The organism is Citreimonas salinaria, from assembly GCF_900107235.1.
GTDB lineage: Bacteria > Pseudomonadota > Alphaproteobacteria > Rhodobacterales > Rhodobacteraceae > Citreimonas > Citreimonas salinaria.
This window is the reverse complement of record NZ_FNPF01000003.1, coordinates 79,269-91,732: the sequence shown is the minus strand read 5'-3', so window position 1 is coordinate 91,732 and position 12,464 is coordinate 79,269. Positions and strand designations below refer to the sequence as shown.

The following is a 12,464-nucleotide window of genomic DNA, read 5'->3' as shown; positions in this document are numbered from 1 at the left end:
TATCGGTACGGAGCGCCGCCCCAACGGACGGCGATCGGCACGGCCGACCCGGACTCCATCGACCCAGCAAGGGGAAATCACGTGGACGAACTGCTTCGGGAATATCTTCCCATCCTCGTCTTCCTGGCCGTCGCGATCGGCCTGGGGCTGGTGCTGATTCTCGCCGCCGTGGTGGTGGCGGTCCGTAATCCGGACCCCGAGAAGGTCAGCGCCTACGAATGCGGCTTCAACGCCTTCGACGACGCGCGGATGAAGTTCGACGTGCGGTTCTACCTGGTGTCGATCCTGTTCATCATCTTCGATCTGGAAATCGCCTTCCTGTTTCCCTGGGCGGTCGCGTTCCAGCACGTGAGCATGGTGGGCTTCTGGTCGATGATGGCGTTCCTGGCGCTGCTGACCGTGGGCTTCGCCTACGAATGGAAGAAGGGGGCACTGGAATGGCAGTGAACGATCCCGAAGTGACCCGCGTGCAGGGCGAGGGGTACCAGACCCCGCGCGTGAAGTCCGGCGCCTCCGCGCAGGTGCCGCTGGAAGCGGACATGCCGGGCTACCAGCGCGATCCGGCGACCCAGACGCTGAACCGCGAGCTGCAGGACAAGGGTTTCCTGCTGACCTCGACCGAGGACATCATCAACTGGGCGCGCACCGGATCGCTGCACTGGATGACCTTCGGTCTGGCCTGCTGCGCCGTCGAGATGATGCATGCCTCGATGCCGCGCTACGATCTGGAACGCTTCGGAGTGGCACCGCGCGCCTCGCCGCGCCAGTCCGACCTGATGATCGTCGCGGGCACGCTGACGAACAAGATGGCGCCGGCGCTGCGCAAGGTCTACGACCAGATGCCGGAACCACGCTACGTGATCAGCATGGGTTCCTGCGCCAATGGCGGCGGGTATTACCACTACAGCTACAGCGTCGTGCGCGGGTGCGACCGGATCATTCCGGTCGACATCTACGTGCCCGGCTGCCCGCCCACGGCCGAGGCGCTGGTATACGGCATCATGGCGCTGCAGAAGAAGATCCGCCGCACCGGAACGCTGGTGCGCTAGGGCGATGACGGTGCAGACGATAGCCCTGAAGGAGAAGGCGCGATGACCGAGGCGCTGAACGAGTTGGGAAGTCACATCGAGGCGCGACGCCCCGATTGCGTACTTGGCTGGCAGGTTTCGCGGCATGGCGAACTGACGGTCGACGTGGCGCTGTCGAACCTGCGCGGGCTGGTCGAGTTCCTCAAGACCGACGCGACCTGCCGCTTCACCACGCTGGTCGACATCACCGCGGTGGATTACCCGCAGCGGGCCAAGCGGTTCGACGTGGTCTATCACTTCCTGTCGATGTGGCAGAACCACCGCATCCGCCTGCGCGTGCCCGTGCGCGAGGACGATACCGTGCCGTCGATCAGCTCGATCCACCCTTCGGCCAGCTGGTTCGAGCGCGAGATCTTCGACATGTTCGGCCTACTGGTCTCGGGCCATCCGGACCTGCGCCGCATCCTGACCGATTACGGCTTTCGCGGACACCCGCTGCGCAAGGACTTTCCGACCACCGGCTACACCGAGGTCCGCTACGACGAAGAGCAGAAGCGCGTCGTCTACGAACCTGTTAGCCTGGTTCAGGAATATCGGCAGTTCGACTTCATGAGCCCGTGGGAGGGCGCGGAATACGTGCTGCCCGGCGACGAGAAGACCGAAGAGAAGGCGAAGGGCTGATGGGTTTCCTGATCTGGATCGCCGTCACCGTCGCGACGATCATCCCGCTGATGAAACTGCTGCCGCATTTCGGGGTCCACAAGTACTGGGCCTTCGCGGCCGTGATCCCGATCGTGCCGCTGATCCTGCTGTGGGTCATGGCGCTGAAGCTGCAGGACATGGAGAGACACTGATGGACGGCTCCAAGGGATTCGACGACGCCCAGACCGGCGAGCAGAAGATCCGCAATTTCAACATCAACTTCGGTCCGCAGCACCCGGCGGCGCACGGGGTGCTGCGCCTGGTGCTGGAACTCGACGGCGAGATCGTCGAGCGGTGTGACCCGCATATCGGCCTGCTGCACCGCGGCACCGAGAAGCTGATGGAAAGCCGGACCTACCTGCAGAATCTGCCGTATTTCGACCGGCTGGACTACGTCGCGCCGATGAACCAGGAGCATGCCTGGTGCCTGGCGATCGAGAAGCTGACCGGCACGCCGGTGCCGCGCCGCGCCTCGCTGATCCGGGTGCTGTACTCTGAGATCGGCCGCGTCCTGAACCACCTGCTGAACGTCACCACGCAGGCGATGGACGTGGGTGCGCTGACCCCGCCGCTGTGGGGCTTCGAAGAGCGCGAGAAGCTGATGATCTTCTACGAGCGCGCAAGCGGATCGCGCCTGCACGCGGCCTATTTCCGCCCCGGCGGCGTGCACCAGGATCTGCCGCCCGCGCTGATCGACGACATCGAGGAGTGGGCGCACCACTTCCCCAAGGTGCTGGACGACATCGACTCGCTGCTGACCGAGAACCGCATCTTCAAGCAGCGCAACGCAGATATCGGCGTGGTCACCGCAGAGGAAGCCCAGGAATGGGCGTTCTCGGGCGTGATGGTCCGTGGCTCGGGCATGGCCTGGGACCTGCGCCGTGCGCAGCCCTACGAATGCTACGACGAGTTCGAGTTCCAGATTCCCGTGGGCAAGAACGGCGATTGCTACGATCGCTTCCTGTGCCGGATGGAGGAGATGCGCCAGTCGACTTCGATCATCCTGCAGGCGATCGAGAAGCTGCGCGCCGAGGGCCCCGGCGATATCCTGTCGCGGGGCAAGATCACGCCGCCGAAGCGGACGGACATGAAGACCTCGATGGAGGCGCTGATCCACCACTTCAAGCTGTACACCGAAGGCTTCCACGTGCCCGAGGGCGAGGTCTATGCCGCGGTCGAGGCACCGAAGGGCGAGTTCGGCGTGTATCTGGTGGCGGACGGCACCAACAAGCCCTACCGCGCTAAGCTGCGCGCGCCCGGCTACCTGCACCTGCAGGCGATGGATCATGTTTCCAAGGGTCACCAGCTGGCCGATGTGGCGGCCATCATCGGCACCATGGATATCGTTTTCGGAGAGGTCGACCGATGAAGAAGCTCCTGGCGCTTGCCGCGCTGCCCGTGATCGCCGCTTGCGCTATGCCGCCCCGGGGCGTGTCCGACGAGAACCTGGCCGCGTTCGACGCGGCGGTGGCCTCGATCGGCTGCGACCTTGCGTCGGACGCGGATTATCAGGCTGTCGGCCTGCAGACCGGCATCGGGCGTGCGAAGCTGGCCGAGATCGCGGAGTACCGCGTCGCGACTGATGAAGCCGTCCGCCTGTCGAACGGCGGTGTCCGGCTGGTGACGGGGGCCTGCGCGCCGGTGCCCGAAGCGCCGGTGGCAGCCGAGGCGCCGCCCGTCCCCTGATACGAAGGGCGGCGACACGCGCCGCCGGATGCGACTGGCGGTGCCGGGCGCTTGACATGATTGGCGGCGCAAACCGCCCGAGACGAACATGCGCCCGGACCGCCCGGGCCAGACGAAGGGTCATCCCATGCTGCGACGTCTGCATCCCGACCAGCCCGACAGTTTCGCCTTCACGCCCGACAACCTCGCCTGGGCCGAAGCGCAGATCACCAAGTACCCGGCGGGCCGCCAGGCCAGCGCGATCATCCCGCTGCTGTGGCGCGCTCAGGAGCAGGAAGGCTGGCTGTCGCGCCCGGCGATCGAGCACGTGGCGACGATGCTCGACATGTCCTACATGCGCGCGCTCGAGGTGGCGACGTTCTACTTCATGTTCCAGCTGCAGCCGGTGGGCAGCGTGGCGCATATCCAGATCTGCGGCACCACGTCGTGCATGATCTGCGGTGCCGAGGACCTGATCGCCGTCTGCCGCGAGAAGATCGCGCCCAAGGCGCACCAGCTATCCGCCGACGGCCGCTTCTCGTGGGAGGAGGTCGAGTGTCTCGGTGCCTGCGCCAACGCGCCGATGGCCCAGATCGGCAAGGATTACTACGAGGACCTGACCGCCGACAGCCTGCGCAGCCTGATCGACCGGCTGGCCGCGGGCGAGGTGCCGGTTCCGGGCAGCCAGACCGGCCGCTTCGCGTCGGAACCCGCGTCGGGGCTGACTTCGCTGACCGACTTCACCAACGCCTCGATCAAGTACAACGCCTCGGTTCAGCGGGCGGTGGACTTGGGCGATACGATCAAGCGCATCGACGGCACCGAAGAGCCGCTGCGCGCGCCCTGGGGCGACCAGTCGGGTCGCCGCGGCGGCGGCGAGGGCAAGCGCGGCCCGGAGGTCGCGGGCGACCACCCGGTCGATGAGACCGGGATCGACAAGCGCGAGGCGGTCACCCCCGCGACAGGCCGGCCGGACGAGACCGAACCGGCGACGGCCGCGGAATCCGAAGGCGCCGCGCATCCCCAGCCGCACGGCCTGACCGCGCCCCGCGACGGCAAGGCCGACGACCTGACGCGCCTGTCCGGCGTCGATGCCGACATGGACGACGCGCTGCGCAAGCTGGGGCTGTTCCACTACGACCAGTTCGCGGCGCTGTCGCCGGGCGAGGTCACGTGGCTGGATGCGCATCTGGACGGCGACGCGCCTGCCAGCCGCGGCGACTGGGTGGCGCAGGCCAAGGCCTTGCTTGCGAAGGACAAGACGGACTGAGCGCGACGTGCTAGAACGGTCCCGGCGACAAGCTTGGGAGAGATCGGATGAGCGACGACAGGGACGGTTTCAGTTGCAAGGCGGGATGCTGGGCGCTGGCGGTGGCCGGGGGGGCGCTGGTCTTCGTGCTGCTGCTCGTTCCCGGCGGCTGGGGCTTCTTTGGGGCGCTCTTTCTCGCGGCGCTGGTCATGCTGGGGCTTGGGGGTTTGGCCCAATACGCGTTCTGCGGCACGATGGGGGGCAGGATGACGATGCCGCCCGCGCCCCGCGCCGACGCGACGGACCGTCCCGCGCAGGAACGTGACCCGACGGCGCCGCGCCCGATCGAGGCGATGGTACCCGCCGGCGCCGCGGCGGTGACGCCCGCGACTGCGCAGGCCGCCACGACGCCGCCCGCCGATCCGGCAGCGGAATCGGAACCCGTTCCGGCCGACGACGCACGGCCCGCGGCCGAGGCGCCCCGCGAGCCGGCGAAGCCGATCCCGCCCCGTGATCCGGTGCCCGCCGGCGCGCCCGGACCTGGCGCCGCGTCGGAGCCGGTCGGCCGCAAGCCCGAGACGCTGGACGCGCCCCGCGGCGCCGGCGGCGACGACCTGCAGCGGATCAAGGGCGTGGGGCCGAAACTCGCCGGCCAGCTCAACGCCGCGGGGATCTATCATTTCGACCAGATAGCGGGTTGGTCGGCCGATGAAGTGGCGTGGATCGAACGCAACGTCGATGGCGCGAAGGGACGGATCATCCGCGATGACTGGGTGGCGCAGGCCAGGACGCTCGCGACTGGCTAGCGGAACGCGCGCGCTGACGGCACGTTGCGACGATACGGGGGCTTGCGCGGCACGGGGCGCTGTGCGACCCCTCGCTCGGCACCGCGGGGAGGGCGGGGTCGAGCGGGACGCGTGTGCGCCCCGATTTGCCAACGCGAATGGAGCGATGACATGACCAAGACGACTCCCATGATGCCGCCGGTCTACGATTTCGGCGCCATGGTCGATTTCTGGCACCAGCAAAGCAATGCGATGCTCACCTTCAACCTGCAGATGATGCGCGCCGCGATGGCGCCGTGGGAAGCCATGGGCCTTTCGCCGCGCAGCTTCGTCAACCTGGGCATGATGCCCGCCGCCGTCGCGGCGACCGAAGCGGCGATGGCCCCCGCGGGCGAGCCGTCCAGCGCCGAACCCATGCCGGCCGACGCCGACGTCGGTGCGGACAAGGCGGACGCCGAAGCGCGCGCCGACGACACCGCGGCACAGCCCGCGCGCGTGGCTGGCGAACTGGCGCGGGTCGGCACGCCGGTCGAGCCCGGCAATGCCGAGGCGGCCGAAGCCGCAGTGATCTCGCGCAAGCCGTCGGGCCTGAAGACGCCGCGGGCCGCCGGCGCCGATGACCTGCGTCGCATCACCGGCCTCGGCCCCAAGCTGCAGGAGTCGCTGAACGAGATCGGCATCTACCATTTCGACCAGATCGCCGACTGGACCCCGGGCGAGATCGCCTGGATCGACGAGAATGTCGGCGGCGTGCGCGGGCGTGCCAGCCGTGACGACTGGGCGAAGCAGGCCGCGGCGCTGGCGCGCGGCGACAAGGGCTGAGGACGCGCCATGTCGTCGGCCGACCATTCCCGCCGGGGACGGCGCGTCGCGCTGTTCGTGGCGGGGCTTGGTCTTGCTTGGATCGCGATCATCGCGATCGGAGAGGCGCTGGACCTGACGCAGCGGGTGCGCGCGCTACTGGACCTGATCGTGCTCGCGGGGTTCGGCTGGGCGATCTGGATGATTTACGGGCTCTGGCGCGATCGCCGGGAACACCACGAGGACTGAGACATGCTGGCTGACAAGGACCGGATCTTCACCAATCTCTATGGCATGCACGATCGCACGCTGGACGGCGCGAAGAAGCGCGGCCACTGGGACGGGACGAAGGACCTGATCGCCAAGGGGCGCGACTGGATCATCCAGGAGATGAAGGACAGCGGGCTGCGCGGCCGCGGCGGCGCGGGCTTCCCGACCGGGCTGAAATGGTCCTTCATGCCCAAGGAAAGCGACGGCCGGCCGTCCTACCTGGTCGTGAACGCCGACGAGTCCGAGCCGGGCACCTGCAAGGACCGCGAGATCATGCGTCACGATCCGCACACGCTGATCGAGGGCTGCCTGATCGCCAGCTTCGCCATGCAGGCGCATGCCTGCTACATCTACATCCGCGGTGAATACATTCGCGAGCGCGAAGCCCTGCAGGCGGCCATCGACGAGGCCTACGACGCGGGCCTGGTGGGCAAGAACGCAGCCGGCTCGGGCTGGGACTTCGAGATCTTCCTGCACCACGGTGCCGGCGCCTATATCTGCGGCGAGGAAACCGCGCTGCTCGAATCCCTCGAGGGCAAGAAGGGCATGCCGCGCATGAAGCCGCCGTTCCCGGCGGGCGCGGGACTCTACGGCTGCCCGACCACCGTCAACAACGTCGAGTCGATTGCCGTCGTGCCCACGATCCTGCGTCGCGGGGCCGAGTGGTTCGCCGGTTTCGGCCGCCCCAACAACGCGGGGACCAAGGTCTTTGCCGTCTCGGGTCACGTGAACAACCCCTGCGTTGTCGAGGAAGAGATGAGCATCTCGTTCGAGGAGCTGATCGAGCGGCATTGCGGCGGCATCCGCGGCGGCTGGGACAACCTCAAGGCGGTCATTCCCGGCGGATCGTCGGTTCCCTGCGTGCGCGGCGAGAAGATGCGCGACGCGGTGATGGATTTCGATTACCTGCGCAACGACCTGCAGTCCGGCCTGGGCACCGCCGCGGTGATCGTGATGGACAAGGACACCGACATCATCAAGGCGATCTGGCGGCTGGCGAAGTTCTACAAGCACGAAAGCTGTGGCCAGTGCACGCCCTGCCGCGAGGGCACCGGCTGGATGATGCGCGTGATGGAGCGCCTTGTGCGCGGCGACGCCGAGGTCGAAGAAATCGACATGCTGTTCGACGTGACCAAGCAGGTCGAGGGCCACACGATATGCGCGTTGGGCGACGCGGCGGCCTGGCCGATCCAGGGCCTGATCCGCAACTTCCGCGACGAGATCGAGGACCGCATCAAGCACAAGCGCGTCAGCGCCGTCGCCGCCGAATAACGTGGCGCGGCTTGACCTTGGCGGGCCGGGCGGCGATGGTTCGCGCGCTCGGGCGCAGGCCCGGCAGCCAGCAAACGGGGGCGTGATGGATCGGGTCGGAATGGGTCGGAAGACGAAAGCTGCGCGCGTCGTCCTCGTTCTGGGCATGGGGCTCGCGCTGGCGGGCTGCGGCCGGTTCGGCTTGGGCTGGCCGGGCTCCGGCAGTTCCGAGATCCTGTTCGAGGGGCAGCGGTTCAACGCGACCGCCCGCGCGGTCGAACGGCGCGACAAGCAGTCCTTCGTCGTCAGCGTGCCGGGCGCCGTGCAGTCGCTTCGCGGCCCGATCCTTGCGGGCGATCACGCCGGCAAGAAGCATTGCATCCACTTTTTCGGCACCTCCGACATCGACTGGACCGTCGGCCCCGACACGGATCCGGCCGCGCTGGTGATCGAGGGCGGTGCGCTGCGTTTCGCGGGACGCTGCCGCGACTGAAGGCATGGGCAAGGGGCCTGCCACGGGCGAAGCCCCGCCGGAACTGCGGGAAACCGGGCAAGGGTTCGCCGGAAACGGGCTTTGCCGGTAGGTGTTATTGCCTGTCAAAGTGACTATCTGTCATCGCGAGCCGACACCGCAGACCCCCAATCCGACGAAAGGCCCGCCCCATGTTCAAGCGACTCACCCTCCCACTTCTGGTCGCCGCGGCACTGGCCGCACCCGTGCAGGCGCAGTCCAAGCCGCCGCTCAGTCAGGTGCCGCAGATCGACGACGCGCTGATGGTGATTGCCGTCGCCGACGACATCCGCAAGCGCTGCGACGGGATCGGCGCGCGCATGGTGCGCGCCTACATCACGATCAACAACCTCAAGTCGCAGGCGCAGTCGCTGGGCTATTCCGATCAGGAGATCGACGACTACGTCACCTCGAAGGAAGAAAAGGCGCGGATGAAGCGCAAGGCGCTGGCATGGCTTGCTGCGCAGGGCGTCGACGGCACGGACACGGAGCAACTGTGCCGTTTCGGCCAGCGCCAGATCGACAGCAACAGCGCCATCGGCCGCCTGCTGCACTGATTGGCCGTGTTCTAGTTAGACCGTCGGGACAGGCATCGCATGCTGACGCAGCGTTGTGCCTGCCACGCGTCGATTTTTCCTGCCGTTCCGGGCCGATCACGCCTTTCAACGCTGCGCGGGGCGCGCTAAAGGGAGGGGCAATCGCGGCCCGCCCGATGCCGGCGGGCCTTGCCAGCCATGGGAAACGAAGGGCTCGGCCATGTCCGACACGCGCACGATCATCATCGACGACACCGAAATCGAGGTCCCCTCGGCCATGACGCTGATCCAGGCGTGCGAGGAGGCGGGAATCGAGATTCCCCGGTTCTGCTACCACGAGCGTCTGTCGATCGCCGGCAATTGCCGCATGTGCCTGGTCGAGGTCGTGGGCGGCCCGCCCAAGCCCGCCGCGTCCTGCGCGATGCAGGTCAAGGACTTGCGCCCCGGACCCGATGGCCAGCCGCCGCGCGTGCGCACCAACTCGCCCATGGTCAAGAAGGCCCGCGAGGGGGTGATGGAGTTCCTGCTCATCAACCACCCGCTGGATTGCCCGATCTGCGACCAGGGCGGCGAATGCGACCTGCAGGACCAGGCGATGGCCTACGGCGTCGACTTCAGCCGCTACCGCGAGCCCAAGCGCGCGACCGAGGACCTGGACCTCGGCCCGCTGGTCGAGACTCACATGACGCGGTGCATTTCCTGCACCCGCTGCGTGCGCTTCACCACCGAGGTGGCGGGCATCAACCAGATGGGCCAGACCGGCCGCGGCGAGGATGCCGAGATCACCTCGTACCTCGGCGAGACGCTGAATTCCAACCTGCAGGGCAACATCATCGACCTGTGCCCGGTGGGCGCGCTGGTCAGCAAGCCCTACGCCTTCACCGCGCGCCCGTGGGAACTGGGCAAGACCGAGACGATCGACGTGATGGATGCGCTCGGCAGTTCGATCCGGGTGGACACGAAAGGGCGCGAGGTCATGCGCATCCTGCCGCGTAACCATGACGGCGTGAACGAGGAATGGATCTCGGACAAGACGCGCTTCGTCTGGGACGGACTGCGTCGACAGCGGCTGGACCGGCCCTACATCCGCGAGGACGGCAAGCTGCGCCCGGCCACCTGGCCCGAGGCGCTGGCGCGCACGGCCGAGGCGATGAAAGGCGCGAAGTCCCTGGCCGGCATCGTCGGCGACCTCGCCCCGGTCGAGGCGGCCTTTGCGCTGAAACAGCTGATCGAGGGGCAGGGCGGCATCGTCGAATCCCGCACCGACAACGCCAGGCTGCCCGCCGGCAACCGCAGCGGCTATGTCGGCAACGTCGCGATCGAGGAACTGGACACGGCGCGCGACATCATCCTGATCGGCACCGACCCGGTGATCGAGGCGCCGGTGCTGAACGCGCGCATCCGCAAGGCCTGGATCAACGGCGCGACGGTGCAGCGCGTGGGGCCGGCCAGCGACCTGACCTATGACGTGGTCGAACTGGGCGAGGGGCGCTCGGCGCTCGACGGGATCGATGCGCCCGAAGGGACGATCGTCGTCGTCGGCATGGGTGCCCTGCGCGAGGCCGATGGTGCCGCCGTGCTGGCCAAGGCCATGGCCCTGAGCGGCCGGATGCTGGTGCTGCACAACGCCGCCGCCCGGGTCGGGGCGATGGACGTGGGCGCCGTGAACGACGGCGGAATGGAGGCAATCGGCCAATCCGACGTGCTGTTCAACCTTGGCGCCGACGAGGTCGAGACTGCCCGCAACGCGGACGGTGGACCTTTCGTCATCTACCAAGGCAGCCACGGCGACCGCGGCGCGCACCGTGCCGACGTGATCCTGCCCGCCGCCGCCTACACCGAGGAACAGGGCCTGTTCGTCAACACCGAGGGTCGCCCGCAGCTGGCGCTGCGCGCCGGCTTCGCCCCCGGAGAGGCCAAGGAGAACTGGGCCATCCTGCGCGCCCTGTCGGCCGAACTCGGCGCGACTCAGCCTTGGGACAGCCTGGCGCAACTGCGCCAGAAGTTGGTCGAGGCGGTTCCGCACCTGGCCGAGATCGACACGGTCCCAGAAAACGACTGGCAGCCGCTGGAGCAGGGCGCCCTCGGCGACGCGACGTTCCGCTACGCGATGAGCGACTTTTACCTGACGAACCCGATCGCGCGCGCGTCCGAGCTGATGGCCGATCTGTCGCGCCGCGCGAAAGCGCGCGCCGAGGCGCCCCTGGCGGCGGAGTAGGCCCGTGCCGTCGCGGTTCATCCCGGTGCTGGCGGCGGTGCTGGCTGCCACGTCCTGCGCGCCCGCGCAGGACGTCTATGCCGCTCCGCTCGAGGCCGAGTACATGGGCGTGAAGACCCGGCTGCTGGATGGCGACCTGGTCAACTTCCACGTCGAGATGCGCGGCGCCCGCGGGCCGCGCGACGTCGAGGACTATGCCGAGTGCGCCGCCGCGCAATACACGCTGATCCGGGGCTACGGCTTTACGCGGCATTTGCGCACGAATGTGGACGAAGAGGGTGGCCTCTGGCGGGCGGATGCGATTTACACCATCTCGCCGGCGCTGCCCCGCGGGCTGAAGACCATCGACGCGGAAGTGGTCTCCAGCGCCTGCACCGAAAACGCGATACCGATGGTATGAGGTCCCGATGGGAGAGTTCCTGATCACGCCGGTGGGCACGCTGGTGATCATCATCGCACAATGCCTGGCCGTGCTGGGCTTCGTGATGATCAGCCTGCTGTTCCTGGTCTATGGCGACCGCAAGGTCTGGGCCGCGGTGCAGATGCGCCGGGGCCCCAACGTCGTGGGCGTCTTCGGGATACTGCAATCGGTCGCCGACGCGCTGAAATACGTGACCAAGGAGGTGGTCATACCCGCCGGCGCCGACCGGACGGTCTTCCTTCTGGCGCCGATGATGTCCTTCGTGCTGGCGGTGCTGGCCTGGGCGGTGATCCCCTTCGACGAGACCTGGGTTCTGTCGAACATCAACGTCGCCATCCTGTACGTGTTCGCGATCTCGTCGCTCGAGGTCTACGGCGTGATCATGGGCGGCTGGGCGTCGAACTCGAAATACCCGTTCCTCGGCTCGCTGCGTTCCGCCGCTCAGATGATCTCGTACGAGGTCAGCATCGGCCTGATCATCATCGGCGTGATCATCTCGACCGGCAGCATGAACTTCGGCTCGATCGTCTACGCGCAGGACACGTCGGCGCATTTCTTCGGCTGGTACTGGCTGCCGCACCTGCCGATGGTGTTCCTGTTCTTCATCTCGGCGCTGGCCGAGACGAACCGGCCGCCCTTCGACCTTCCCGAGGCGGAATCCGAACTGGTGGCGGGCTACCAGGTCGAATACTCCTCGACGCCGTTCCTGCTGTTCATGGCGGGCGAGTACATCGCGATCTTCCTGATGTGCGCGCTGACCACGCTGCTGTTCTTCGGCGGCTGGCTGTCGCCGATCCCGGGCCTGCCGGACGGCGCGCTGTGGATGGTGGCGAAGATGGCGTTCTTCTTCTTCCTGTTCGCCATGGTGAAGGCGATCACCCCGCGCTACCGCTACGACCAGCTGATGCGGCTGGGCTGGAAGGTGTTCCTGCCGTTCAGCCTGGTCTGGGTGGTCTTCGTGGCCTTCGCGGCGAAATTCGACTGGTTCTGGGGCATCTACGCCCGCTGGCCGCTGGCCGGCTGAGCC

At 67.6% G+C, this 12,464-nt stretch carries 16 protein-coding genes; all 16 read left to right on the top strand.

Features of this window, described 5'->3' with window-relative positions:
• Nucleotides 1-81 precede the first annotated feature (81 nt).
• Nucleotides 82-447: an NADH-quinone oxidoreductase subunit A gene (locus tag BLW27_RS04690; RefSeq protein WP_089880028.1), complete on the top strand. Its 366-nt coding sequence runs from the start codon at nucleotides 82-84 to the stop codon at nucleotides 445-447.
• Nucleotides 438-1,049 carry a NuoB/complex I 20 kDa subunit family protein gene (locus BLW27_RS04685; RefSeq protein WP_177177820.1) on the top strand — a complete coding sequence of 204 codons (612 nt, stop codon included), beginning with the start codon at nucleotides 438-440 and terminating at the stop codon, nucleotides 1,047-1,049. The genes BLW27_RS04690 and BLW27_RS04685 overlap by 10 nt, the downstream gene beginning before the upstream one ends.
• Before the next feature lie 42 nt (nucleotides 1,050-1,091).
• Entirely contained in the window at nucleotides 1,092-1,709 is a 618-nt protein-coding gene (locus BLW27_RS04680; protein ID WP_089880025.1) for an NADH-quinone oxidoreductase subunit C, read from the top strand.
• Nucleotides 1,709-1,882 (top strand): hypothetical protein, encoded by a 174-nt coding sequence (locus BLW27_RS21135; protein ID WP_177177819.1) that lies wholly within the window; start codon nucleotides 1,709-1,711, stop codon nucleotides 1,880-1,882. The genes BLW27_RS04680 and BLW27_RS21135 overlap by 1 nt, the downstream gene beginning before the upstream one ends.
• On the top strand, nucleotides 1,882-3,099 hold the full coding sequence (locus tag BLW27_RS04675; RefSeq protein ID WP_089880023.1) for an NADH-quinone oxidoreductase subunit D: 1,218 nt from the start codon (nucleotides 1,882-1,884) through the stop codon (nucleotides 3,097-3,099). Before BLW27_RS21135 ends, BLW27_RS04675 begins: the two co-directional genes overlap by 1 nt.
• A complete protein-coding gene (locus BLW27_RS04670) occupies nucleotides 3,096-3,416 on the top strand; it encodes a hypothetical protein (protein WP_089880020.1) in 321 nt (106 codons plus the stop codon). Before BLW27_RS04675 ends, BLW27_RS04670 begins: the two co-directional genes overlap by 4 nt.
• 127 nt (nucleotides 3,417-3,543) lie before the next feature.
• Nucleotides 3,544-4,665 carry an NADH-quinone oxidoreductase subunit NuoE gene (nuoE, locus tag BLW27_RS04665; RefSeq protein ID WP_089880738.1) on the top strand — a complete coding sequence of 374 codons (1,122 nt, stop codon included), beginning with the start codon at nucleotides 3,544-3,546 and terminating at the stop codon, nucleotides 4,663-4,665.
• 47 nt (nucleotides 4,666-4,712) lie between these two features.
• Nucleotides 4,713-5,450, top strand: coding sequence for a hypothetical protein (locus BLW27_RS04660; RefSeq protein WP_089880018.1), 738 nt, complete (start codon nucleotides 4,713-4,715; stop codon nucleotides 5,448-5,450).
• 150 nt (nucleotides 5,451-5,600) lie between these two features.
• Nucleotides 5,601-6,251: an NADH-quinone oxidoreductase subunit E gene (locus BLW27_RS04655; RefSeq protein WP_089880015.1), complete on the top strand. Its 651-nt coding sequence runs from the start codon at nucleotides 5,601-5,603 to the stop codon at nucleotides 6,249-6,251.
• Nucleotides 6,252-6,260: 9 nt separating this feature from the next.
• Nucleotides 6,261-6,479: a DUF5337 domain-containing protein gene (locus BLW27_RS04650; protein ID WP_089880012.1), complete on the top strand. Its 219-nt coding sequence runs from the start codon at nucleotides 6,261-6,263 to the stop codon at nucleotides 6,477-6,479.
• Between the two features lie 3 nt (nucleotides 6,480-6,482).
• Nucleotides 6,483-7,772 carry an NADH-quinone oxidoreductase subunit NuoF gene (gene nuoF, locus BLW27_RS04645; RefSeq protein ID WP_089880008.1) on the top strand — a complete coding sequence of 430 codons (1,290 nt, stop codon included), beginning with the start codon at nucleotides 6,483-6,485 and terminating at the stop codon, nucleotides 7,770-7,772.
• 100 nt (nucleotides 7,773-7,872) lie between these two features.
• On the top strand, nucleotides 7,873-8,244 hold the full coding sequence (locus BLW27_RS04640; protein WP_089880005.1) for a hypothetical protein: 372 nt from the start codon (nucleotides 7,873-7,875) through the stop codon (nucleotides 8,242-8,244).
• A gap of 170 nt (nucleotides 8,245-8,414) precedes the next feature.
• Nucleotides 8,415-8,819 (top strand): DUF5333 domain-containing protein, encoded by a 405-nt coding sequence (locus tag BLW27_RS04635; protein ID WP_089880003.1) that lies wholly within the window; start codon nucleotides 8,415-8,417, stop codon nucleotides 8,817-8,819.
• A gap of 199 nt (nucleotides 8,820-9,018) precedes the next feature.
• Nucleotides 9,019-11,016, top strand: coding sequence for an NADH-quinone oxidoreductase subunit NuoG (nuoG, locus tag BLW27_RS04630; RefSeq protein ID WP_089880000.1), 1,998 nt, complete (start codon nucleotides 9,019-9,021; stop codon nucleotides 11,014-11,016).
• Between the two features lie 4 nt (nucleotides 11,017-11,020).
• A complete protein-coding gene (locus BLW27_RS04625; protein WP_425429274.1) occupies nucleotides 11,021-11,416 on the top strand; it encodes a hypothetical protein in 396 nt (131 codons plus the stop codon).
• Between the two features lie 7 nt (nucleotides 11,417-11,423).
• Nucleotides 11,424-12,461, top strand: coding sequence for an NADH-quinone oxidoreductase subunit NuoH (gene nuoH / locus BLW27_RS04620; RefSeq protein WP_089879995.1), 1,038 nt, complete (start codon nucleotides 11,424-11,426; stop codon nucleotides 12,459-12,461).
• Nucleotides 12,462-12,464 lie beyond the last annotated feature (3 nt).